This is a genomic window from Glaciimonas sp. PCH181 (genome assembly GCF_003056055.1).
In the GTDB taxonomy this organism is placed as follows: domain Bacteria; phylum Pseudomonadota; class Gammaproteobacteria; order Burkholderiales; family Burkholderiaceae_D; genus Glaciimonas.
The window spans coordinates 179,555-203,316 of sequence record NZ_PYFP01000002.1 but is presented as its reverse complement, the minus strand read 5'-3'; the positions used below and the strand labels follow the sequence as shown (position 1 = coordinate 203,316).

Genomic DNA, 23,762 nt, shown 5'->3' with positions numbered 1-23,762 from the left:
CGTAGATGGTATCGGTTTTGTCGGTGCGAATAGAGTGTGGCGCAAGAAGTTGATTGAGAGGAAAAACGACATAAGACTTAAAACAGAATTACTCTGAATTAATAAAGCGTAGGTTAGCGTGATCTCCTGTTGTGAGTAAATTGATAGCGTTGACTTTACCGCATGTAATAGCTGTCTTAGCCTAACACGAGTAGTGCGCTTTCATACCGGCCAGATTATTTGCTCGTAATTTGTCAGCTAAAGATCGGTTTAGTTCCGTTTATCGATGGCGTTTAATGGCTGGGTTGAGCGGGATTTTGCCGCAGTTTCAGCGTTTTGCAAACCTCTTTGCAGTGCGCCACCTGTTCTGCAATTGGTTTCGGTACCGAGATATCTCCCTTTAAAACCTGTGTTATCCAGCGTGCCGTGACGGCAGCATCTCGTTGTTCCGGCAGCGCCGGGATTTCTTCGGCGACGTTTTGTTTTTCTACTAACGTAGTGTGTGTTCCGGTGTGAAACCATTCAATTTGCTGCGCTCTTTTTGCATTTGCAACCGTTTCACCCTCGGTACCACGCATCAGAAAAACATCGCCGCGTTCTGCTGCCGCGGTGGTTTTAAAATAGGTGCCCAGCATCACGAGATATTCTGGATGCGTATAAGAAGTCAGGCGCAGCGCCGGTTTGCTGAACGGTTGCATGATTTTGACTAAGGTATGCGTCGAATTGCGCACGCCCAATATCCGGCGCATATCCAGCAAACGCGACATTTTTGGGGCTAATGCGGTAATCGGCATAAAAGCTGGTTGTTGCCGTTCGAAGCATTGCATCGCATGCTCGACGTTAGTAGAAAACGTATGTCCAAGCGCAGTAAAAATTTCTGCTGTTGCGACCCGGCCTGTATCTGTAAGCACACCATGCACTAACGTTGGGATGCCTTCGCGTGCCAACAGCAGCGCTAGTAATGGCGTTAAATTGGCCATATGGCGGGCGCCGTTGTAAGTGGGGATGACAACCGGCGCGTAAATCGATGCTGCGTCTGGGGTTGATAAAGGCGCAAAAGAGGCCTCAGCAGCATCGAGAAAACCGGCGATTTCATCGACTGATTCTCCTTTAATACGCATTGCTAGCAAAATGCCGCCCATCTCCAGATCAGATACCCTTCCGTCCAGCATTGCCGCATATAAGTCGTGTGCGTCGGAGCGAGAAAGGCTGCGAGCGCCATCTTTGCCGCGTCCGATCTCTTTGATGAAGCGGGCAGCTATAAATGGGTCCGTAGATAAGGTATTTTGCATATAACAATATTGCCAATAGTAGATTGCGTAAAGATTAACGGTCGAAGTATCTGAATTTTACTGCTTCGTAGATTCGACCTCTCAACAGTCGGGTAGAATCGTCGACAGTCTGGTGCCGTTGGCGATGCGCTCAGCGGCTTTGATGCCTGATACGCTAAGCCGATTTATCCGCATAATAGCGGTATTTCTAACGTTAGCCGCACCGCTTGTCTTTTTGGAAGCATTTTTTATACTAATTTGCTGGATTATTTATGGCAGTTGACCCTCGTGATCTTCAAGCGCTACGCCCCCAGTTAGTCAGGTTCGCGCAACTTCAATTGCGTAATACGAGTCTGGCGGAAGATGCCGTTTCGGAAACTATTGTTGCCGTGATGGAGCATCCGGATAGATTTCAACAGCAATCTTCGTTTAAGACGTATGTCATCGGCATACTCAAACATAAGTTAATTGATCAGTTACGGCGCGGTAAGCGTGAAGTGCAGTTCACTGACGATGTCTATGACGAACGTAGCGACGCCGAAATGGTGGATGCGCTTTTCACCAGTAAAGATCATGCGGTAGAGGCTTTGCCTGACTGGGGCAGCCCAGATAGGACACTTGAGCGCAAAGAGTTTTTTGATATTTTGCAGCTCTGTATTGATAAATTACCAGCCAAGACAGGACGCATTTTTATGATGCGCGAATGGCTCGAGCTCGATACCGATGCCATCTGCAAAGAACTGGATATTACCAGCGCCAATGCCTGGGTTCTTCTCTATCGCGCCCGCACGCGTTTGCGTGAATGTTTACAAATGAACTGGTTTGGTGTGCAGCCTGGTTAATATTATGGCAATAAAGGTGGCAAAAATAGCCTATCCTTTATTTAATGTAATTTTTTCGGTCTTGCGACGACTACACTTTATGACCTTTTAGCCGGACCAATTACTCATGCCACGTCATCGTTTATTTCCTACCTGCCGAGAAACGCAAAGCCTGCTATCTGAAGCACAAGATCGCAGACTATCGCCGTTGCATCGGGCGCGCGTGCGGGTCCATTTATGGACTTGTACTGCGTGTACGCGTTTTTCGCAGCACATACATTTTTTGCGTGATGCGATGCAGCGCTTGGGGAAAGATTAAAGCGAAGACACTTTCCATTACAATGCTGGATTGTAAAAACTCATCCCTACCATGATCGTTCTCGGCGTTGAATCCTCCTGTGATGAAACTGGCATAGCTTTATACGACACGCAGCGCGGGCTGCTTTCGCACGCATTACATTCACAAGTGGCGATGCACGAACAATACGGCGGAGTCGTGCCAGAGCTTGCATCGCGAGATCATATCCGTCGGGCCATTCCTTTATTGCAACAAGTTTTGGCGGAAGGCAATACTCAGTTAAGTGAAATCGATGCCATTGCTTATACTCAAGGGCCTGGGTTGGCAGGCGCTTTGTTGGTTGGTGCCTCCGTTGCTTGCGGTCTGGGACTGGCATTAGACAAGCCGATGTTGGGCGTGCACCATTTAGAGGGCCACCTTTTGTCGCCACTGCTGGCGTCTAATCCACCGAATTTCCCTTTTGTTGCCCTACTGGTTTCCGGCGGACATACGCAATTAATGAGAGTTGATGGCGTCGGGCAATATGCGTTGCTGGGCGAAACTTTGGATGATGCGGCTGGCGAAGCTTTTGACAAGTCAGCCAAATTACTCGGCCTTGGCTATCCCGGCGGACCAGCGATATCGCGACTGGCAGAATTTGGCGATCCGTCGGCGTATCAATTACCGCGGCCTATGTTGCACTCCAAGAATTTGGATTTTAGTTTTTCTGGCCTCAAAACAGCCGTACTCACCTTGGTAAAAAAACAAACGTCCAATATTTGCGAGCAAGATAAAGCCAATATTGCACGCGCTTTTGTAGATGCGCTGGTCGAGGTGTTAGTCGTCAAATGTCTCGCTGCATTAAAACAAACTGGCCTCAATCGCTTAGTGATCGCCGGAGGGGTCGGTGCCAATCAGCAATTGCGTGAGGCCTTAAATGCTGCGGCAGTGAAGCGCCGATTCAAAGTGTTTTATCCCGAGTTGGAGTTTTGTACCGACAATGGTGCGATGATCGCATTTGCCGGTGCAATGCGCTTGCAACGTAAGCCAGAAGCAGCGCAACGTGACTATGCTTTTAATGTACGACCGCGTTGGCCGCTAGATCAACTGGGTATCTGAACCAACACGAGGAAAAGTGGCAGCTAGGCGTATAATGCTGGACTGTAATGCAAAAGTGTGCTGTTCTAACGACAGTTATACACCCCTATCGCTTCAGCTTGGATACGGTCAAACGGTTGCTCCAGAACCTTTGGCCTGATGTAAAAGTTGACACGAAATCACGAATTCATTGAAAGCAATAGTGCCAGCGCCTGTCGGTATCGATTAACGATTCAACGATTTAGCGCGCAAGGCCGCCAATTACCATGCCTGACACTCAGTCTGAACAGCAACAAGAAAACCTCCTTGCGTCCGATGCCGAAGCATCTGCGCCCCCACGTTTTACAGATTTTGGATTGTCGCCAGACATTCTGCGGGCGCTGAGCGATCAGGGTTACGTCCATCCAACGCCGATTCAAGTCCAGGCCATTCCTATTGTCCTGCAAGGCCGTGACGTCATGGGTGCAGCACAAACCGGAACTGGCAAAACAGCAGGATTTGCACTGCCGATTATTCAATTATTACTGGCGCATGCCAATACCAGCGCTTCTCCGGCCCGGCATCCTGTGCGCGCTTTGATCTTGACGCCGACCCGTGAGTTGGCCGATCAGGTCGCAGAAAACGTTAAAGCCTATTCTCGTCATACCGCTTTGCGCGCCACGGTGGTGTTTGGCGGAATTGACATGGCACCGCAAACTGCGGCATTGCGCTCTGGTATTGAGATAGTGATCGCTACGCCAGGACGACTGCTAGACCATGTACAGCAAAAAACCATTAGCTTGTCGCAGACCCAGATTCTGGTGATGGATGAAGCTGATCGTATGCTCGATATGGGGTTTCTGCCTGATCTGCAGCGCATTATTAACTTGTTGCCGAAAGAACGTCAAAGCCTGATGTTTTCGGCAACGTTTTCGACTGAAATTAAAAAGCTTGCAGGTAGTTTTCTTAAAAATCCGGTCACAATCGAAGTCGCACGCAGCAACGCGACGGCTGATAATGTCACGCAAACCATGTATCGGGTCGAGGATCAGGCCAAGCTGGATGCCGTATCGTTTATTATCCGTGAGCGCAATTTAAAGCAGGTAATCGTTTTTTCGAATACTAAAATCGGTGCATCGCGTTTGGCGAAACATTTGGAAAGCGAAGGCGTCAATGCTTCTGCAATCCATGGTGATAAGAGTCAAAACGAACGGATGGCTGCGCTAGAAGCCTTCAAGCAAGGTGAGATTGAAGTATTGGTTGCGACCGATGTTGCTGCCCGGGGTCTGGATATCGCCGAGTTGCCTTGCGTCATTAATTTTGATTTGCCATATAACGCCGAAGATTACGTTCACCGTATTGGCCGTACCGGTCGCGCTGGTGCTTCAGGCGATGCCATTTCTTTGTATACCGATAAAGACGAACGATTGTTGGTCGATATCGAAAAAATGATTAAGCACAAATTTGTGCGTGCCGAGTTGGTTGGCTTCGCACCGAAACCAAGGGTTGCCGAACGTGAACGTTCACCGCGTCGGGATGATAGCGACTCTCGTAGCAACACTCGGACTGACACGCGGTCACCAGATACCCGTTCGGGATCGACCGATCGCAGTAATCAACATACCCGCAGCGCCTATGCATCGTTGCCGCGCAAGGAAAAAATAGATCCGTGGTTTTTGAAGCCTTACGAGCCGACTTTGTCCTCTGTCGAGAGCGCGCAAAATAGTAAGTCGGTTGCTACCACGACCAGATCTAAAGGCAAGGTTGCAGCTTTATTGGGTGGTATGCCGAAGCGTTAAAGATTCGCTTTCTGGTGATTGCATAGATCAATCACCAGTTTTACGTTCTTTCTCACACTCATTGCTGTCGAAAAAATAGGAATGGTCTGCATTCTTCCGAATATTGACCCTTACTGCAATTGTATTGGCCGTTCAACGCGCCGTTGGTTTTCCCACGCGGCCACGGCCAGCGGCCAAAATGCCTCAATCGACGTCACATACCCGATTTCCAATCCTAAAAACCATGCTGCTTTAATCAGAGTTTGCAGGGCTTGCGTCAAATCCAGCGGTTGTGCACCATTTTGCTTAGATAGTTTCTCGCCGCTGGCGTTGGTGATGACTGGTACATGCAGATAAACGGGGGTTGGCAAATGCAGTTGCCGTTGCAAATAAATCTGTCTTGCCGTTGAGTCCAAAAGATCGGTTCCGCGCACCACATGCGTGATGCCCTGCGCTGCATCATCCACCACCACCGCTAATTGATACGTCCAAAATCCATCCACACGTTTCAGTACAAAATCGCCCACCTCAATTGCCAGATGTTGCTGTATCAGTCCTTGCAATCTGTCTTCAAAGCGAATTAGTTCAGCTGGTTGCCCGACTTCCGGCACCAGCAAACGATAGGAACGCGTTGCTTTGCCAACTGGTAAGCCGGCACGACAAGTACCAGGATAAACCGCTTCGCCGTCGGTTGTAATACCCACGTGAGAGTCGACTATTTCGCGACGGGTACAGCCGCAGGGATAGGCCAGTCTTCCCAGTTTATCGAAGGCGTCTTGATACAAATAACCCCGATTACTTTGGAATTCTACTGCCCCGTCCCAATGCATTTGCAAGGTCGTCAAGGCATTCAGGATTGCATCGGCGGCGCATGGGGCAGTGCGCGCCTCATCCACGTCTTCCATTCTTACCAGCCAGGCTCCCTGATGCGCTTTGGCATCCAGATAACTTGCCATCGCGGCAACTAGAGAGCCATCGTGTAATGGTCCGGTAGGCGAGGGGGCAAAACGTCCGATGTATTGTCCGGCGCGTTGGTTTGTATAGGGCATTTTGAGTTACTGCGTAAAAATAAGAACGTCTAATAATCGTAGAAATCTGGTGTAAACATCATTATCTGATATCAATTTAACTATCCAAGTAAGCTATCAAGCGTAGCGGGATTATCCAATTGACGGATAAACCATTTAAGAGATTTTCCTAAAACCGGTGTTCGCCATGCGATTTGGGCTCTGACGCCGGGCTTTGCTTCGCATGTTTCTTTTTCAATCAACGCGCCGGAAGCAAAATATGGCTCAGCCAGACGTCGCGGCAAATGACCGCACCCCAAACCATTCAGTTGCGCTTGTAATTTTGCAGGAATTGACGGCACTGTTAACGTATCTTGTCCGATCAGCAAACCTGAAGTCATGCTAGGCAAAACGCGCCCTGTGTCACCGACCGCGATGGCGCGATAACGTTGAATCATGTTGGCGGTTAAGGGTTCTTTTATCGAAGCCAGAGGATGTTGCGGCGCAACTGCGAAGGCCCAGTCGATAGTGCGTAGCTGACGGGTTTGAAAATCGCCGCTCATGCGGATATGGTCAGGACCATCGAGCGGCGCGCCAATGGCGAGGTCTGCGCGATCGCTGATCAAGGCTTCCCACACGCCCGAGAGCGCCTCATGCGAAATACGCAAACGCGTACCCGCATTTTCGCGATCGAAGGCAGCAATTAGCGGCATCAACGCTTCAAAAGGCACGATGGTATCGATAACGATGCGCAGTTCAACTTCCCAACCCGTCGCAGCGCGCTTGACTCTGCGCTCCAGATCTTGCGCCGCAAGCAATAAGTGCCGCCCCTCGGTCAATAATTGCAGACCGGCGACCGTCAATTTTGCGCGATGACCGCTGCGATCAAAGAGCAGGACATCAAGATCCTCTTCCAGCTTACGAATACTATAAGTCAGCGCCGACGGCACGCGATTTAAAGCAATAGCGGCTGCGCCGAAACTGCCTTTGCGATCAATGGTATCGAGGATTTGTAATGCTTCCAGCGTTAAATTCATAAGCCGAGGTGTACGCCAGTATCATTTTTGGACATTTATTGCATGATATAGGGAAAATAAGAGCGGCTGAAGCGATGATTAAAAAGCGAAGATTATTTTGATGATCTGAGCAATTGATAAGACCGGATTAGATTGTTAATAATGTCATAGTTGCATTAATAGGTAATGCAGTACTAACGTAGCAGGCATACTGCTATAAGTAAAAAAGCCCACCGGATTAACCGATGGGCCGCCCCCGGCTTGTATCAACGGAGCGCTAACGTTATTAGCCATCTACGAACCGAAATAAATCCATCACCACTACTAAGCAACATTCTGCGTATCAGCCTCGTCCAAATACGCCAAACCCCGCCCAACACGCGAAGCCAAGGCCTGCCCAATCATCACCAACACTGGCCCCTCGCACTGCGCCAAACCACTCTCCAACTCATCCAACCGCAACCGCAATATATTCTGATTCGCACGACTACAATTTTCCACCACAACAACTGGTGTAGAGGCCACCCGTCCTTGTGCCAGCAACCGCTGCGCCGTAGCCGTAGCTTCACGCCCACCCATATATTGCACCAACGTATCGCAGTCAGGAATAACAGTTTGATCAGCCTCGCCAGGTGCAGTGCTAGACGTAAAAAACGCTACACTACGCGAAACCCCACGTTTAGTCAGCGGCTGCTGCGCCGAAGCAGCGGCAGCCAGCGCAGCAGTAATACCGGGCACAACCTCAACCTCAATTCCAACATTCTCCAACGCACGCAACTCTTCATCGGCCCGACCAAACATCATCGGATCGCCACCCTTAAGCCTTACCACAACACCAAATTTCCGAGCATTGTCGATCATCTGCTTATTAATGAATTGCTGCGCAGTGGACAACTTCCCACAACGCTTTCCCACAAGAATTTTGATCGCCTGCGGGCATAGCGCCAACATTTCTTCCGTCACCAACGCATCATGCAACACCACGTCTGCCTGCGCTAAAATCCGCGCGCCACGTACCGTAATTAAATCAGCTGCACCCGGCCCGGCCCCAACCAGATAGACTTTGCCGAGACCCTGAGAGCCAGAGGTAATTGTCGTAAAAGAGGATTGCATATGCGCGTCTTTACAATACTTTAGTCGAAACGAATCATGCCAGCAGCAACAGTCTGATGCGTCACTTCATCAATCAGAATAAACGCCCCGGTTGCCCGCACCGCATCGTAAGAATCCGCCGCAATCGGCTGCTGCACATTCAACGATACACGCGCAATATCATTCAGCTTCAAGGTTTCAGCCGAGCGACGTTCCTGTGTATTGATATCCAGCAGCGTATCGATTTTAGTAATCCGTGCGCCAGTCTGCTTAGTTGTATGTTTGATCCAGTATTTACGACGCAGATCGAGCGCATCTTCCGACAACCAGCAAAGATCGGCGCTGACAGTTTTCAGCAGCGTCGGTGGACGCTCAACCGATGCCAGCATGTCACCGCGTGAGATATCCAGATACTCTTCCAGCAGCAGTGTCACGGATTGGCCGACCACCGCCGATTCTAGTGAGCCTTCCAATACCAAAATGTCTTTTACTGTCGCACTTTGACCGCTAGGTTGAATCGTCAGCTTGTCGCCTTTGCTAACCTTGCCTGCTTCAATACGCCCCATATAGCCACGGAAATCATTGGCTTCATGGCCGTTGTGACGCGCCACCAATTGCACCGGAAAACGGAACGGTTCATCGTGCGCATCTTCATACACACTCAACGATTCTAGCAACGCGATCAATGTCGGGCCTTTATGCCAAGGCATTTTATCGCCAGCAGTCACGACGTTATCGCCAGCTAGCGCGGACAATGGAATGGCGTGAACATCGCGCAGACCAAGTTGTTGCGCAAATTCCTGATAGGCCCCAACGATGCGGTTATAGACCGTTTCATCGTAGTTGACCAAATCCATTTTGTTCACAGCAACGATCACGTGCTCAATTTGCAGCAGATGCGCGATGGTTGAATGGCGTTTGGTTTGCGTCAGCAATTCAACGCTGCCGTCGTCACCGAGTTTGACCTTGGAGACATCGACCAGAATGATGACCGCGTCCGCAGTCGAAGCGCCGGTGACCATGTTGCGCGTGTATTGCTCATGCCCCGGCGTATCGGCAATGATGAATTTGCGCTTAGGCGTAGCGAAATAACGGTACGCAACGTCAATTGTGATGCCTTGTTCGCGCTCGGCTTCCAGACCATCGGTCAGTAATGACAGATCGATTGTGTCGCCGACGGTGCGCTTATGTTTGGCGCGTGACATTGCATCCAGCTGATCGGCAAAAATGCCTTTGCTGTCGAACAACAAACGGCCAATCAATGTACTTTTGCCGTCATCGACTGACCCGGCAGTAATGAAGCGCAGCAGGCCACGTTCTTGCAGAGGATGCGCTGTTTTTGCGGAGACTGGCTTATTTTCAGACACTACGGCATTCATTAGAAATATCCTTCTTTTTTGCGTTTTTCCATCGATGCTTCTGATGTCTGGTCGTCCATGCGGGTGGCGCCACGTTCTGTAATTTGCGTGATGGCAGTTTCTGCGATGATGGCTTCTACTGTCGCTGCGTCAGAGGCGACCGGGCAGGTGCACGAAATATCGCCAACCGTGCGGAAACGGACTTCGCGCAATTCGACTACTTCGCCATCTTTGGCAGGTGTCAGATCCGTCAGCGGTACTAGCAAGCCATTACGCGGAATCACCTGGCGCATATGCGCGAAATAAATCGGCGGCAGCTCAAGTTTTTCACGAGCGATGTATTGCCAGACGTCGAGTTCGGTCCAGTTTGAAATCGGGAAAACCCGCATGTTTTCGCCCGGATGCACGCGGGTGTTATACAAGTCCCACAGCTCTGGGCGCTGGGCTTTTGGATTCCATTGGCCGAATTCGTCGCGGAACGAAAAGATACGTTCTTTAGCGCGGGCTTTTTCTTCATCGCGGCGGGCCCCACCGATACAGGCGTCGAACTTGTGTTCAGCGATGGTTTCCAGCAACGTCACAGCCTGAGCAGCATTGCGCGAGTCGGTTTGTGGATTGCGCAGACGCACGGTACCGCGTTTGATCGAATCCTCGACGGAGCCTACGATCAGGCGCTCGCCCAATTCGGCGACTTTTTTGTCGCGGAAGGTAATCACTTCTGCAAAGTTATGGCCGGTATCGATATGCACTAGCGGGAACGGAAATTTGCCAGGACGAAACGCTTTTTCGGCAATGCGCAGCATCACGACCGAGTCTTTACCGCCAGAAAACAGCAGCGCCGGATTGCTACATTCGGCAGCAACTTCGCGCATGATATGGATGGCCTCAGATTCCAGCCAATCAAGATGGCGGTCACTGGCGTTATCGAGAAAAAGCTTTTCTACAGCAGTATTCATGATGTTGTTTTATCTCTTAAATAATGATGATGCATTCTGCAAGTATCGCGCGTCTACTGGCGGGCGGGCGTAGGGATCGATCTGATTAAGCGATTGCTTTAATCCGGATCAATTTGCCGTCAACGACATGCAAACCGCATTCTTTTGACTCTGGATTTTCCCACCACCAGCGACCGGCGCGGACATCCTCGCCCGGCTGAATCGCGCGAGTACAAGGCTCGCAACCGATCGACGGATAACCCTTGTCGTGCAACGGGTTGTACGGCACGTTGTTGCTGCGGATATATTCCCAGACGTCTTCCTCGGACCAATCTGCCAGCGGATTGAATTTGGTCATCGCGTGGGCTTCATCCTGCTCTTGCACGTGCAGTTCTGCGCGTGTTTGCGATTGGCTGCGGCGTTGGCCGGTGACCCAGGATTTATTGCCGGAAAGCGCACGATTCAAAGGTTCGATCTTACGAATCCGGCAGCATTCTTTACGCATATCGACACTGTCGTAAAACGCATTCAAGCCGTTTTGCTCAACATAAGCGGCCACCGCTTCTGGCTGCGGGCGGAAAGCTGTCACGTCGTAGTCGTAGGTTTCTTTGATACGGTCGAGCATACCTAGCGTTTCAGCATGCAGGCGGCCGGTTTCAAGGGTAAAGATGTTGATCGCCAGCTTGCTACGCAAAATCAGATCGGTCAGCACCATGTCTTCTGCGGCGAGGCTGGAGGCAAAAACCGCTGGCGTATATTCGCTGGCGATTTTCTCCAACGTCGCTTTGGTAGCCGCAATCAGATCAGGTAATGCCAGGCTGGCATCGGCAGGGACGGTAGTAGACATGATCGTTATCCCTGAACCACAGGCTGACGGTTTACGCGACGGAACAGCGGTGTTTTTTCATCCCACGAGGTTTGATATTTTTCCGAGAAATCGGTTAAACCTTTTAACGCATCGTGGATGTTTTTGTCGGCGCGAACTGCATACGCATCGAAGCCTACGCGCGACATATAAAATAATTGGTCACGCAACACATCGCCGATGGCGCGCAATTCGCCTGCATAGCCGTAACGGGTACGCAGGTTAAATGCGATTGAATAGCCGCGACCATCGGTAAAGATGGGGAAATCGACGGCGATCAATGCAAAGTGCGCGAAGTCGTCTTTGATGGCTTCGGGACGCGCATTACTGCTCAGCCAGACGCCTAAATCGGCACGGCCTTCGAGCGCGGCGCGCTGTGCTTCCCAGACGGTCAACGGGACGATGACTTTACCGGCTGGTATGGCGACGCTGTCAGCAGTATCGCCTTCCGCCAGACGTAGAACGGTCCAGTCATCGGTGACGACGCTACGATTTTTGATAATGTTAATTGATTCAGACACAAGCATCCTCCCCAGTTGGTTGTGCAGCTTTGATAGGTGTCGCATAGACGTATTCTTTGAACGGAGCGACGCCAAGCCGCTGTACGGTATCAATGAAACGCTCGTCTTCGGTCCGTTGCTGCACGTAGACAGCCAGCAGACGCTCAATCACTGTCGGCATTTGATGTGCCGAGAACGATGGGCCGATGATCTTGCCGATACTGGTGCTGTTACCTTGCGCACCGCCGATGGAGACTTGATACCACTCTGCACCGTCTTTATCGACGCCCAAAATACCGATATTGCCGACGTGATGATGACCGCAGGCGTTGATACAGCCGGAGATATTCAGTTCGATATCGCCAATGTCATGCTGAAAATCGATGTTGTCGAATTTCTCGGCAATGGCTTGCGCAATCGGGATCGATTTAGCGTTTGCCAGTGAGCAGAAATCACCACCCGGGCAGCAGATAATATCGGTCAGTAAACCAATATTTGGCGTAGCCAGTCCTTGCGCCTTGACGGCATTCCACAGTGTGAATAATTCAGAAATCTTTACGTCTGCCAGCACCAGATTCTGCTCATGCGTCACACGGATTTCACCGAAACTGTAACGGTCGCACAGGTCCGCAACAAAATCGAGTTGGTCGGCTGTGATATCGCCCGGCGGTACACCGGTCTTTTTCAACGACAGAATAACCGCTGCATAGCCACTGACTTTGTGTGCCTTAACGTTGCGTTTGATCCAGTTAGCGAAGCCTTTGTCGCTGGCTTTCAATGTTTCGAATTCTGCGTCGGTCGCTGGCAATGTTTCATAGGCTGGCGCTGTGAAATATTGCGCGACGCGTTGCAATTCTTCCACAGTAAGCGTGCCCGGACCATCTTTAATATCCAGCCATTCGGCTTCAACCTGACGCGCAAATTCTGGCGCACCCAGTGCTTTTACTAAAATTTTGATACGCGCTTTGTAAATGTTGTCACGGCGACCATGCTGGTTATAGACGCGCAGGATGGCTTCCATATAGGTCAACGCGTGCTGCCATGGCAGATATTCGCGAATTACGCTACCGATAATCGGGGTACGGCCCATGCCGCCGCCAACCATGACTTTAAAGCCGATTTCGCCAGATGCATCTTTGACCATCGTTAAACCGATGTCATGGACAGCCGTGGCAGCACGATCTTCTTCCGAGCCATTAATCGCAAATTTGAATTTACGTGGCAGGTAGGCGAATTCTGGATGGAAAGTGCTCCATTCACGCAGAATTTCAGCATACGGACGTGGATCAATGACTTCATCAGCGGCTACGCCAGCCAATTCGTCAGACGTAATGTTACGAATACAATTACCGGAAGTCTGGATCGCGTGCATCTCGACCGTGGCCAGTTCCGCCAGAATATCCGGCGATTCTTCTAGCTTGATCCAGTTGTACTGAATGTTTTGACGGGTCGTAAAATGACCGTAACCTCGATCGTATTTACGCGCGATCGTCGCAAACATACGCACTTGTGCCGATGCCAGCAGGCCGTAAGGAACCGCTACGCGCAGCATGTACGCATGACGTTGCATGTACAGGCCATTTTGCAGGCGCAAAATGCGGAATTCATCTTCAGCCAATTCGTCAGACAGGCGACGTTCTACCTGACCGCGATATTGGGCGATGCGTTCTTTGACAATTTGGTGATCGTATTGGTCGTAGCGATACATCTTTTATTCCTAATCTGGTGTGGTTTTGCAACCACGTCTCTAATATAAGTAAATATTTTAAAAAACCAATTTGATAGCCACGCTAGTAAGCGTCACTGCTAACAAGGCTCGTAAAATTTTCTCAGGTACTTTTCGTGCAGCCAAAGAGCCTAGTGTAATCCCTGGAACCGAACCGAGTAGCAGGGCGCTCAATAATGCCCAGTCTATCGATCCCAACCACCAATGCCCGGCAGCCGCAATCGCTGTCAATGGCACCGCGTAAGCGATGTCTGTACCCGCAACTTCCGCCGGAGTCAGGCGAGGATACAGCAGCACCAGCAACGTAGCGCCAACAGCACCCGCACCAATCGATGAAATCGTCACCAACGTGCCGAGAACCACGCCAGCAACAATCGTCGCAGTCGCTAATTTGGTCCCGCTGAGTTGTTTTTCTGGATGCGCATTTAGCCAGTGCTGTAGTTTACCTTTAAATAGCAAAGCAATCACGGTCAGAAATACCGAACCCGCAATCGAATAACGAATAATCTGGCCCATTTCAGGGCTGACTGTGCCGAAATGTTTGAGGGCGAGCGCAGTAATAATCGCGGCCGGTAAGGCACCCAGACATAATTTACGGACAATATCCCAGCGGATATTCCCGCTATAGCGGTGGGCAAACGTCCCCGCAACCTTGGTTGCAGACGCAAACGCCAGATCAGTGCCCACCGCAACGCTAGGATGGATGCCGAACAGCAACGTCAGCAAGGGCGTCATCAGGGAACCGCCACCAACACCGGTCAATCCGACTAGCAATCCCACGGCAAAGCCGCTCACTACATAAGATAAAGTCATATAGGCCCATACAGAACAGTCTGAATCGTAATAAACTTCTTGTTTATTCCCAACTACATAGTATTTATTTGCTTATATTCACATTTGATATATACAAACACAAAAAACGTCCATAAAAACGCCCCCAGCTGCGTTAGCCGGCCTTGTTATATGGCGACTGCCTCAGTTGGCACGCCTCGGGGCGCGCTTTTACGGACGTTTTTGAAGTGTGAGGCTTCGTTGCTCTTGCTTGCTGTACTGGCTTGCAGTATCGGGGATGTGTGTACTGCTGCGTTGTTTCGGGTGGTCTGTGTAATTTTGATAAGTAGATGTAATCGTTGTGTACTGTAGTTTATTTAAAACACGTTGGACAAAAAAGTGAAGGGCACGCATGAATCTCCATCAGTTCCGTTTTGTGCGCGAGGCGGTGCGGCAAAATTTTAATCTGACCGAGGCGGCTAAGGCGTTGTATACGTCGCAACCTGGGGTGTCGAAGGCCATTATTGAGCTTGAGGAAGAGCTTGGGGTGGATATTTTTACGCGTCACGGTAAGCGGATACGCGGCCTGACGGAGCCGGGGCGACAGGTGTTGAAGTCGGTTGAGGCCATCATGTTGGAGATCGAGGGGCTGAAGCGGATCGGGCAGGAATATGCTGCGCACGATAGCGGCAGTTTCACTATCGCTACTACGCACACGCAGGCGCGGTACTCGTTGCCTAAAGTGGTGCAGGCGTTTACGTTGAAGTTTCCGAAGGTTAGATTGTCTTTGTTGCAAGGAAATCCGCGTCAGGTGGCTGACATGGTCCGCAACGATCAGGCTGATCTGGCGTTGGCGACTGAGGCGATTGCAAATGCGGAAGGCTTAATTACGTTGCCATGTTATCAATGGGAACATATGGTTGTGGTGCCACCAGAACATCCTTTATTGCAATCCAAAGCAATTACTCTGGAAGAAATCGCGGCGTATCCGCTGATTACTTACGATAGTGCTTTTGCCGGACGCAGCAAGATCGATCATGCGTTTTCATTACGCAATCTGAAGCCGGATGTATTGCTGGAGGCGATTGATGCCGATGTCATCAAAACTTACGTTGAACTAGGGATGGGTGTTGGGATTATTGCTGGAATGGCATTTGATGCTGAGCGCGATACCGGGCTGCGGGCGATTAAGGTTGGTCATTTGTTTGGCACCAATGTCTCGCGGGCGGCAGTCAAGCAAGGGGCTTATTTGCGCAGTTATGTGTACACATTTATTGAGTTGTTAGCGCCGACGATGAATCGGAAGCTGATTGAACAAGTCATGAATGGTGAAAAAGATATGTATGAGTTGTAAAAAATGCCAACATCGCGTCTTGGGGACGCGCTGTTGGGGAGGGTGATGCAGCAGGATTAATAGCGGTTCTCGTGATAAGGGCGCTCGTAATAACCACCACGTGCCGGGACGACGATACAACCCGCTAACATGGTGCTGAGAAGCGCGCCTAACACTGCCAATTTAAGTAGCTTTTTCATGTTTTATCCTTCCTAGTTGAATTTCCAGGTAATCAGGATGCCATCGGCTTCGTCGCTCATGTGCAACGAGCGTGTGTTAATTGTAAGCGCATGTTAGACATGCGCTTAAGTGCTTTGCCGGGCTGGAAATGTAATTAGTGCGGGAGGTGTGACGAATAAAGCGACCGGGGAAACGTTGGAAATCTCGTCCGGTCGCTTAATCAGTTAGTTAGTCGTTATTCACCGACTACGGCCGGTTCAGGTTGCAGATGTAACGTTACTTTCGGCACCCGGCTAACGAGTCCGATAGCGATGACAGTCACGACCACCGCCACGCCTACGCCTGCATGTATCGATCCGATTAGCCCATCGCGCGCTGCCTCTATTAATAGCTGACCGTTGTGACCTGCATCCGCCAATTGTTTTAGAACAGTCATTTGTGTTTCATGACTGATCAGAATTTGCGGGTCGCTAAAGCTGGAGAGCCATTGTTCTGCCTTATCGCCTTCTAGCGCTTGTCGTACGCTGCCAGCGTATAGGTGATTGATAAGCGTACCGGTGATGGCGGTTCCCAGCATGCTGCCGATCATGCGCAGAGATTGCAACAACGCGGTGGCGATCCCCAGATTTTCACGGCCAGCTTCTTGTTGAATAAATACGGTCAGATTTGGCAAGATGAAGCCTAATCCTAGTCCACCCAGCAGCATGAACACGGCGATCACGCCATGCGAGGTCCAGCGATTTGATATCACGACGCCCAGGCACGACAATGCCAGCAGAATAAAGCCGATATACAACATGATCATCGGGTTTTTGATACGGGTGATAATCCGACCGTTAGAAATGCTGCCGATCATAATGCAGGCCACCAACGGGGTAATTAACAAACCGGCTTCTTGCGGTGACAAGCCAAAACCGCCCTGATACAGCAACGGCGCAAAAAACATCAATGAAAACATCGAAAAGCCGCTAAGCACCGATAGCAGGAATAGCGCCGACAATTTCGGATGGAATAATAGATCGAACGGCAGGATCGGCTGCGGCGCGTGATGTTCCCATTTCCATAGCGCAACGAACGAAGCAATACTGGCGAGCAGCAGTGCCAGCATCCCAACCGTCAAGCCATGCTTGGGGAGCATTTCGACGAACAATTGCAAGCAACCAAGCGAGGACGTAATTAGTAGCGCGCCCGGCCAGTCGAGGCGGATCTTGGCGTCAGGATCGGTATGACGCAGATGCGGCAAATACTTCCACACAAAAAATAGGGACAATAGACCGACTGGCAGATTTACAAAAAATACCCAGCGCCAGCCCCAGTATTGGGTTAAAAATCCACCGAGCGATGGACCGACGGCAGTCGCGATACCGAACGCGGTGCTCATCATGACTTGCCAGCGCAAGCGGACCCGGGCACCGGGGAATAGATCGGGGATGCAGGCAAAAGCAGTACCGACCAGCATGCCGCCCCCGATTCCCTGCGCGCCACGCCCAATGACTAGCCATAGCATGCTGTCAGCCATACCGCACAGGATTGAGGCGGCAGTGAATAAGATAATTGAGACAATGACAAATGGCTTACGACCGTAATAGTCGCCAAGTCGGCCGAAGATTGGGACGGTAATAACCGAGGTGAGGAGATAGGAAGTGGCAACCCAGGCGTATAAATCGAAGCCTTTGAGTTCGGCCACAATAGTGGGTAAAGCGGTGCCGACGATGGTGGAGTCTAGCGCTACCAGCATGATGACGAACGCCACGCCCAGCATTGCCATTAAAGATTCACGAAAAGGGAGTACTTGCTCGCTCGAGTGTGCGGCGGCAGAATGAAGAGCCATTGTGATGTAGTGATGAGGCCATTGAGCTGAGTTGCTAACAGACGCCCGAGAAGGTGATTTGCGGGCAGTTGCAGCAAATTCTTTTGTTACTCAATGGACACAGCGGAAATTATTTGTAGACTGAGAATCATACGCGGAATCTTCCCTTTTTGCAGAAGTCCTGCCTTTATCTGGTAGTTAAGTACCAATACAAATACAAATAAATGGCAAGCCTTGCCCCGTTAATCTTTGCAGATTCGCGGTCATAAAGTCATGCGCACCCTACAATAATTTATAATGCCGCCTTTGACCCCATTAAATGAACCTGCTCCCAACAAATATATCTGGTCAGACGCTGCGTCATTTACGGCGCGTATGGCGTAAATTTGGCATTTTATGGTTGGGTGCGGTATTGGTCGGTTTGGTCGCAGTGTTGTATGCGCGCCTGATTGATGCTGGTTCCGAGATTTTTCGTAGTATGCAGCAGGCCCATTTCTGGTTGCCGATTATTATTACGCCGTTGGCTGGGGTCTTGTGTGTCTGGCTGACGCGGCGCTTTTTCCCCGGTTCAGAGGGTAGCGGAATTCCGCAAGTCATCGCCACACTGGAAGAAGACACCACGCAGCGCGGTTTGTCGCTGTTGTCGCTGAAAATTCTGGCGGGGAAGATCGGGATTTCTTTTATGGCGATCCTTGGCGGTTTCACGATAGGGCGCGAAGGACCGACAGTGCAGGTCGGTGCGGCGTTGATGTTTAATTTGCGGCGGCTATATCCGCGTGCCAGCGCCGCGCTCGAACGGCGTTTGATTTTGGCTGGGGCAGCCGCAGGATTGTCAGCCGCCTTCAATACGCCATTGGCCGGGATCGTCTTTGCGATTGAAGAGTTAACCCGCAGTTTTGAGCATCGCGCCAGCGGCGTCGTTATCACCGTGATTATTTTTGCCGGTGTTGTCGCCCTTGGCCTAAATGGCAACTATACCTATTTCGGCACCATCCAGATTGCTGGCGGTCTGACTAATATGCTGGCAGTGGCGGTGGTCGTAACAGGTTTGGTGACGGGCGTTGCTGGCGGCATTTTTTGCTGGTTGCTGCTCAATACAGCGCGCTGGATACCCACTAAAGTACAAGTTCTGCGACGCGATCGGCCGGTGGTGTTCGGCGGTTTATGTGGTTTAGTAGTCGCGCTGATTGGTGTCGTAGCCGCTGGAACTACTTTTGGCAGCGGCTATTTTGAGGCTAAGAGTTTACTAGCGGGCGATCATTTACCTGTGCTGTATCCCTTTTTAAAGATGGCGTCGATGGTTGGCTCTTATCTGCCCGGCATTCCCGGCGGTATTTTTGCACCATCGCTATCGATTGGTGCTGGCTTTGGTAACTTGCTGCATCTGTTATTCGATAACACCTCGTTGCAGATGTTGATTGCGTTGGCGATGGTCGGTTATCTGGCTGCAGTAACGCAGTCGCCGATCACGGCTTTTGTAATTGTGATGGAAATGATTAACGGCCATGCATTGGTGATTTCGCTGATGGCAACTGCTTTGATTGCCAGTCGGGTATCACGTTTTTTTGCACCACCCTTATATGACGCACTGTCAGAGCGCTATCGACTGGCTTGTGCATCACAGATTGTTTTACCGGATTTAAGAAAGTCAGAAAATGGTTAAAAATGATATGGCGGAGTATTACGCCAAACGCGCCGCTTCGTATGAAGAGATTTACACCCGCCCAGAACGTCAAGATGAGTTGTTGACGCTACAAGTGCGCGTGCAAGAACTGCTGGATGGCCATGATGTGCTGGAGCTTGGCTGCGGTACAGGATTCTGGACAGAGCAGTTGGCTGCTTCGGCAAAATCCGTGACGGCCACTGATATCAATCCGGAAGTGATGAAATTGGCACAGGCGAAGGGTTTCCCGCCGGAGAAAGTGCATTTTGCTTTGGCCGATGCTTTTAATCTTCAGCTTGACCGTCCTTACACTGCGGTCTTTTTTGGTTTCTTGTGGTCGCACATTGCGCGCGAAGATCAAAACAGATTTTTGACGCACATGCGTGAAAAGTTGGGCTCGAATACATTAATGGTAATGCTGGACAATAGTTATGTTGAGGGCAGCAGCACCACTATCGCGCGCACCGATTTGAAGGGAAATACGTTTCAGCATCGGCGTTTGCCGGGCGTTCCTGACGGTGATCGTTATGAAATTTTGAAAAATTTCCCTAGCGATAGTAATTTGCGCAAGCGTCTGGCGTCGGATACGCGGGATTTGCGGATTTTGCGGATGGAGCATTATTGGTTGTTGAACTGCCGCTTGAAATAATGCTTTCAGTCGGCAGCCCTTGACGGGCATCACGCCCCAGGCTGATGGTTCAACTCTTGATTGTCAGTCGCTGCAAGGGACGGTGTGGGTGCCGGGAAGTTTGCCCATTCATTAGCAAATGACACCGTCGTAGCAGCGTCAAATTTCCCCTTGATACGTAAATTGAAAGCGCGCACTACCTCTGACTGCATTTGGGGTCTGGTGCGAAAGGCGGCGGTCAGGATCGCGCCGTGCAGATCGAAGCCATTTAAGCCGTAAATCTCGATAGGTTGCAGCAATAAACGACGCAAACGTGCGTCTTTCATCATTTCTGCGCCGGTTTCGCGCATTATCCGCAAAGCATCGTCGATGCTCGATTCCAGTGTGACGTGCAATTTCAGTGCCGCGTAAGCATATTCCCGCGAGTCATTTCTGACCGCGATGATTTGCGAGAAGGGGACACTGTGGACCGAGCCGTTGCCGTCGCGCAGACGGACCGTGCGGATCGACAGATGTTCTACCGTGCCCGCGTGACCGTTACCGACATCAACCCAGTCGCCGACGGACATCGAGTCTTCGATCAGGATAAAGATCCCTGTGATCACGTCTTTCACCAGCGATTGCGAGCCAAAGCCGATAGCTAGCCCGACTACGCCAGCGGATGCCAGAAGCGGCGTGACGTTAATCCCTATATTGGCTAGCGTGGTGATAACGGTGACGGTCAGGATGACTAGCAGCGAGGCATTGCGCAATAACGGCAAGATAGTGCGCATACGGGTGCTGGGACTGCGCCCGTAACGGCCGCTGCGGGTAGGGCTGATGGCTTCCTGAATCGCAGTATCCAGCAATATCCAGGCTAACCACGCTAGCGCCAGTGTCAATCCAATCTTGCCCACGGCGGCTAAAATCAAGCGGCCGATCAGGGTCGCGTTGGCGAAATCCAGTAATGAGTGCCCCCATATCCGCGTCAACAACTCAAAAAATCCTATCCACATCACGATTTGCAGCAGGCTGAAAATAGCTGCTTTCAGGCGCAAGATGTAGGGGGATTGACGGCGTAAAGACGTGCGTTTCTTGCCGCGACCGATGCGCTGTAATACCGTACCGACAAAAAACATGCCGACTAATAGCGCAGCACTGCTCAATGCATGATCAAGCGCTGCCGTGCTGCTGGCGGGGCCGACTAACGTTGCAAGGCTGACGCCGCCAGCCAGCAGCAAGATCGGGTATTGCCATAGCGACGCGATAATCTCCAGCGTTTCCATACGGGCCCGATGGGCGGTGCGTACTTCCAGCGAACGATTGCGGATCAAGTGCGCGATCGGGCGTCTGAAGCGCAACGCGAAGACGACGCACAAGATGGCGGCGATCAGGTTGGCAGAGGTGGCGACCAGCGCTGACAAAGCGCCGCCGATGATGGGATATAGCTTGGGATTATTGATCGCATCGCCGAGCCAGCCAGCAAAACCAATCAGATACAACAATTTCCAGGCACGCCGCCGCAAAATATGGATCGCCACGCTACGATGTCCGCTGTAAGAGAGCGAAAAAATGATGGCACACACGGCTCGGAATACCTTTGCACCAATCATGGTGTAAAGCAGCACAGTAGCAAGGGCGCGGCCCAACGACGGTTGTAAGCTCAGTACGACGGCGATTTCCACCAGCAGCGCTAGTACCGATGGCACGATATGACGCAAGATGTAGATCGATAATTCTTTTAGATTTGGATCGGTGGAGAGCTCTTCCTCCACACCAAAATGTTGGCGCACCCGCTTGCCCACGTACTTCAAAGTCAACGCAACCAGCGCGAACAAGGCCAACATCTCGATGAAATGTATCAACATCGACGATGGTGGTTCATCGGTATGTCGTGACAAGAGGGTGGAAAATTCCTGCTCGGCCCGAGCGAATTGCTGCAACCAATATTTTTGCGGGGCGACGACCTGATCGTAATGCGACTGCACCGCGTCGAGGCTATCGGCAATTAAGCCGATTAGTCCCTTTTGTGCTGGCTGCGGCGTTTTACTTTGTTGTTCCGCCTGTTGCAAGGCGACGACTAATGCGTTAGCGGCAGGATTTGCCTGTAATGTTTTGGCTAAGGCGCTGCTCAGCGTTGATGGGGGATTCGATGCATTTGCGGAACTGGCGGAGGCGCTAGCGCTATCGGTAGCAGACCATGCCGGAAGGGCGCCAAATAGGCTGAATAAGAAGCAAGCGATGAGCAACCGCTGCACAATAGATCGCAGTTTGGTTGGCACAAAGGATCGGGCCAGCGCGCCAAAGCGGAGTGAACTCATGGTGGCATCGCAAAAGTCTTAAAGTAGTGATGTTACCGCAGCTGCCACAGATGCAGACTGCCGATATCGGTATTCGTTTGGCAATGTGGCAAACTGTGCTTCTCCTGATCATTTTTGTTCCTTTCACTGATGAAGCACATGAAAAATCCTTCTACCCGTCTCTTTTTTAATCGCTATAACAACATTATTTTTCTTCCTCTCGTACTCCTCGCGGGATCAGCGCAGGCGCAGATAAAAATTGGGGTAGATATTGCGATGACCGGCGCTGCTGCCGCGATAGGCGCACCCACCAAAAACGCCATTCTGCTGTGGCCGAAACAGATCGCAGGGCAACAGGTCGAGTACATCATTCTGGATGATGGCTCCGACCCGACCAATGCCGTGCGCAATGCCCACAAACTGATCAGCGAAGATAAAGTCGACATTATTGTCGGCCCCAACACTACGCCTAATGCATTGGCGTTACTGGATGTGATTGCCGAGGGCGAAACGCCGATGGTGGCATTGGCGGCGTCGGCATCGATCATTGCGCCACCGGATGCGAAGCGTGCATGGGCTTTCAAAATGCCACAAAACGACTCGCATATGGCGACGATATTGACGCAACATATGGCGGACAATCAAGTGAAGACGGTCGCCTTTATCGGTTTTGCCGACGCGTATGGCGATAGCTGGTGGCGTGAGTTTTCACGGTTGGCCGAGCTGCGCAAGATAAAGGTGGTTGCCAGCGAGCGCTATAACCGCAACGACACCAGCGTCATCGGGCAAACTTTAAAAATCATGTCGGCGCAACCTGATGCCGTGCTGATCGCCGCTTCTGCCACGCCCGCAGTATTGCCCCAGAGAACGTTGGTTGAACGTGGTTATAAAGGCCGGATTTATCAGACCCATGGGATTGCTACACGTGATTTTCTGAAGGTCGGTGGCAAGGATGTTGAGGGTACTTTTTTCCCAACCGGCCCAGCGGTGGTTGCCCGACAATTGCCGGATAGCAATCCGATCAAGAAGACCGCGATGGAATTCACACGGCGCTATGAAGCAGCGTATGGCCCCGATACGATGACGCAGTTTGCTGCCGATGCGTGGGGTGCGTATATGTTGATTGCCAACGCCGTGCCGAAAGCATTGACCGTCGCCAAGCCGGGGACCAAGCAATTTCGGGCAGCGTTACGCGATGCGCTGGAGCAGACGCACAATTTGACCGTTCCGCAAGGCGTCATCAATATGAACCCTAACGATCACGTTGGTCTGGATCAGCGTTCCCGGGTAATGGGGCGGATTATTGGGAATAAATTTACTTATGCGTATGGCGGCTAAGATCGGATGAGTCCGATTGCGCAGCTCTTGCGTTGTTAAAGCGTGGGAATTGGGTGAA

At 51.1% G+C, this 23,762-nt stretch carries 21 protein-coding genes; 8 read left to right on the top strand and 13 right to left on the bottom strand.

Annotated features, from left to right (window positions below; all coding sequences use genetic code 11):
* Nucleotides 1–272: 272 nt before the first annotated feature.
* Nucleotides 273–1,271 carry a DNA-binding protein YbiB gene (gene ybiB, locus C7W93_RS13965; protein WP_108440815.1) on the bottom strand — a complete coding sequence of 333 codons (999 nt, stop codon included), beginning with the start codon at nt 1,269–1,271 and terminating at the stop codon, nt 273–275.
* A 251-nt stretch (nt 1,272–1,522) separates the two neighbouring features.
* Between ybiB and C7W93_RS13960 the strand changes: the two genes are divergently transcribed.
* The 4 genes from C7W93_RS13960 to C7W93_RS13945 all read left to right on the top strand — a co-directional run bounded on the left by C7W93_RS13960 (nt 1,523) and on the right by C7W93_RS13945 (nt 5,224).
* Entirely contained in the window at nt 1,523–2,092 is a 570-nt protein-coding gene (locus C7W93_RS13960) for a sigma-70 family RNA polymerase sigma factor (protein WP_108440814.1), read from the top strand.
* Between the two features lie 106 nt (nt 2,093–2,198).
* A complete protein-coding gene (locus C7W93_RS13955) occupies nt 2,199–2,390 on the top strand; it encodes a zf-HC2 domain-containing protein (protein WP_108440813.1) in 192 nt (63 codons plus the stop codon).
* A gap of 51 nt (nt 2,391–2,441) precedes the next feature.
* Nucleotides 2,442–3,467, top strand: coding sequence for a tRNA (adenosine(37)-N6)-threonylcarbamoyltransferase complex transferase subunit TsaD (gene tsaD, locus C7W93_RS13950; RefSeq protein ID WP_108440812.1), 1,026 nt, complete (start codon nt 2,442–2,444; stop codon nt 3,465–3,467).
* A gap of 245 nt (nt 3,468–3,712) precedes the next feature.
* Nucleotides 3,713–5,224: a DEAD/DEAH box helicase gene (locus tag C7W93_RS13945; RefSeq protein ID WP_108440811.1), complete on the top strand. Its 1,512-nt coding sequence runs from the start codon at nt 3,713–3,715 to the stop codon at nt 5,222–5,224.
* Nucleotides 5,225–5,334: 110 nt separating this feature from the next.
* On the opposite strand, the gene gluQRS is transcribed toward C7W93_RS13945, so the two are convergent.
* The 9 genes from gluQRS to C7W93_RS13900 all read right to left on the bottom strand — a co-directional run bounded on the left by gluQRS (nt 5,335) and on the right by C7W93_RS13900 (nt 14,515).
* Entirely contained in the window at nt 5,335–6,252 is a 918-nt protein-coding gene (gluQRS, locus tag C7W93_RS13940) for a tRNA glutamyl-Q(34) synthetase GluQRS (RefSeq protein ID WP_108440810.1), read from the bottom strand.
* A gap of 80 nt (nt 6,253–6,332) precedes the next feature.
* Nucleotides 6,333–7,247, bottom strand: a complete 915-nt coding sequence (locus C7W93_RS13935) for a LysR family transcriptional regulator (protein ID WP_108440809.1) — start codon at nt 7,245–7,247, stop codon at nt 6,333–6,335.
* Between the two features lie 303 nt (nt 7,248–7,550).
* Nucleotides 7,551–8,339: a uroporphyrinogen-III C-methyltransferase gene (gene cobA / locus C7W93_RS13930; RefSeq protein ID WP_108440808.1), complete on the bottom strand. Its 789-nt coding sequence runs from the start codon at nt 8,337–8,339 to the stop codon at nt 7,551–7,553.
* Nucleotides 8,340–8,359: 20 nt separating this feature from the next.
* Complete coding sequence (locus tag C7W93_RS13925) at nt 8,360–9,697, bottom strand: sulfate adenylyltransferase subunit 1 (RefSeq protein ID WP_108440807.1); 1,338 nt, start codon at nt 9,695–9,697, stop codon at nt 8,360–8,362.
* The gene (cysD, locus tag C7W93_RS13920; RefSeq protein WP_108440806.1) at nt 9,697–10,632 is read right to left on the bottom strand and encodes a sulfate adenylyltransferase subunit CysD; all 936 of its coding nucleotides are present in this window, start codon (nt 10,630–10,632) and stop codon (nt 9,697–9,699) included. The genes C7W93_RS13925 and cysD overlap by 1 nt, the downstream gene beginning before the upstream one ends.
* Nucleotides 10,633–10,717: 85 nt before the next feature.
* Nucleotides 10,718–11,458, bottom strand: a complete 741-nt coding sequence (locus C7W93_RS13915; protein WP_108440805.1) for a phosphoadenylyl-sulfate reductase — start codon at nt 11,456–11,458, stop codon at nt 10,718–10,720.
* Nucleotides 11,459–11,463: 5 nt separating this feature from the next.
* Nucleotides 11,464–12,003 carry a DUF934 domain-containing protein gene (locus C7W93_RS13910; RefSeq protein ID WP_108440804.1) on the bottom strand — a complete coding sequence of 180 codons (540 nt, stop codon included), beginning with the start codon at nt 12,001–12,003 and terminating at the stop codon, nt 11,464–11,466.
* Nucleotides 11,990–13,684, bottom strand: a complete 1,695-nt coding sequence (locus C7W93_RS13905) for a nitrite/sulfite reductase (RefSeq protein ID WP_108440803.1) — start codon at nt 13,682–13,684, stop codon at nt 11,990–11,992. The genes C7W93_RS13910 and C7W93_RS13905 overlap by 14 nt, the downstream gene beginning before the upstream one ends.
* Before the next feature lie 57 nt (nt 13,685–13,741).
* A complete protein-coding gene (locus tag C7W93_RS13900) occupies nt 13,742–14,515 on the bottom strand; it encodes a sulfite exporter TauE/SafE family protein (protein ID WP_108440802.1) in 774 nt (257 codons plus the stop codon).
* Between the two features lie 370 nt (nt 14,516–14,885).
* Here C7W93_RS13900 and C7W93_RS13895 point away from each other — a divergent pair, with 370 nt between their 5' ends.
* The gene (locus tag C7W93_RS13895; protein ID WP_108440801.1) at nt 14,886–15,827 is read left to right on the top strand and encodes a CysB family HTH-type transcriptional regulator; all 942 of its coding nucleotides are present in this window, start codon (nt 14,886–14,888) and stop codon (nt 15,825–15,827) included.
* A gap of 56 nt (nt 15,828–15,883) precedes the next feature.
* On the opposite strand, the gene C7W93_RS25275 is transcribed toward C7W93_RS13895, so the two are convergent.
* On the bottom strand, nt 15,884–16,006 hold the full coding sequence (locus C7W93_RS25275) for a hypothetical protein (protein ID WP_255419168.1): 123 nt from the start codon (nt 16,004–16,006) through the stop codon (nt 15,884–15,886).
* A gap of 215 nt (nt 16,007–16,221) precedes the next feature.
* Nucleotides 16,222–17,817, bottom strand: coding sequence for an MFS transporter (locus C7W93_RS13890; protein WP_108440800.1), 1,596 nt, complete (start codon nt 17,815–17,817; stop codon nt 16,222–16,224).
* Between the two features lie 298 nt (nt 17,818–18,115).
* On the opposite strand from C7W93_RS13890, the gene C7W93_RS13885 reads away from it, so the two are divergent.
* Complete coding sequence (locus tag C7W93_RS13885; protein WP_108440799.1) at nt 18,116–19,459, top strand: chloride channel protein; 1,344 nt, start codon at nt 18,116–18,118, stop codon at nt 19,457–19,459.
* A complete protein-coding gene (locus C7W93_RS13880; protein ID WP_108440798.1) occupies nt 19,452–20,108 on the top strand; it encodes a class I SAM-dependent methyltransferase in 657 nt (218 codons plus the stop codon). The genes C7W93_RS13885 and C7W93_RS13880 overlap by 8 nt, the downstream gene beginning before the upstream one ends.
* 29 nt (nt 20,109–20,137) lie before the next feature.
* Here the strand turns inward: C7W93_RS13880 and C7W93_RS13875 are convergent, their stop codons facing one another.
* Nucleotides 20,138–22,387: a mechanosensitive ion channel family protein gene (locus C7W93_RS13875; RefSeq protein ID WP_108440797.1), complete on the bottom strand. Its 2,250-nt coding sequence runs from the start codon at nt 22,385–22,387 to the stop codon at nt 20,138–20,140.
* 138 nt (nt 22,388–22,525) lie between these two features.
* On the opposite strand from C7W93_RS13875, the gene C7W93_RS13870 reads away from it, so the two are divergent.
* Nucleotides 22,526–23,704 (top strand): ABC transporter substrate-binding protein, encoded by a 1,179-nt coding sequence (locus C7W93_RS13870; protein ID WP_108440796.1) that lies wholly within the window; start codon nt 22,526–22,528, stop codon nt 23,702–23,704.
* The last annotated feature ends 58 nt before the right edge of the window (nt 23,705–23,762 follow it).